This is a genomic window from Psychrobacter sp. 1Y4 (genome assembly GCF_051847555.1).
The window spans coordinates 1-603 of sequence record NZ_JBPYDE010000821.1 but is presented as its reverse complement, the minus strand read 5'-3'; the positions used below and the strand labels follow the sequence as shown (position 1 = coordinate 603).

Sequence of the window (603 nt, the reverse complement as noted above, 5' to 3'; positions counted from 1 at the left end):
GGCGCGGATGCCCTAGTCGTCTCAAACCATGGTGGCCGTCAATTGGATGGCGCGTTGTCTTCCATCTCTGCCCTCGCAGACATCGTACAGGCAGTACAAGCCGAAAACAGCAATATCGAAGTATTGCTAGACAGTGGTGTTCGCTCTGGTCAAGATGTCTTAAAAGCCATCGCATTGGGCGCAAAAGGCACGATGATCGGTCGCTCTTTTCTCTATGGATTGGGAGCCTATGGTGAAGATGGAGTGCGCCGCGCGCTTGAAATCATCTATAAAGAGTGTGATATATCCATGGCTTTCTGTGGACACACTGATATCAATACCGTCACGGATGATATCTTGGTAAAAGGGACGTATGAAAATCTTAAAGTGGGCCGTTTTTAGAGCGGCTGATTGTAGAGCGATCGACGTTTAAAACTGGCTATACATAACATAATTTGCTCATACCCTTTATACTGTCTCTATAACATTTTGATGACAGTTAGCCTTTATGACCATTCAACAATTATTAAAAACAGCGCCCGTCACTACCCTGCTATTAGCCAGCTTTATCGGGCTATTTGTCATGCAGCTAGTCACGGGCGTCGATGCCAATAACCCGTCAAC

The 603-nt window shown here is 46.3% G+C and carries 1 protein-coding gene; it reads left to right on the top strand.

The window, feature by feature from the left end; translation table 11 throughout:
• Positions 1-381, top strand: a 381-nt coding sequence (locus ACS8FC_RS19070) for an alpha-hydroxy acid oxidase (protein ID WP_439297944.1), incomplete at its 5' end; no start/stop codon positions are given.
• Positions 382-603 lie beyond the last annotated feature (222 nt).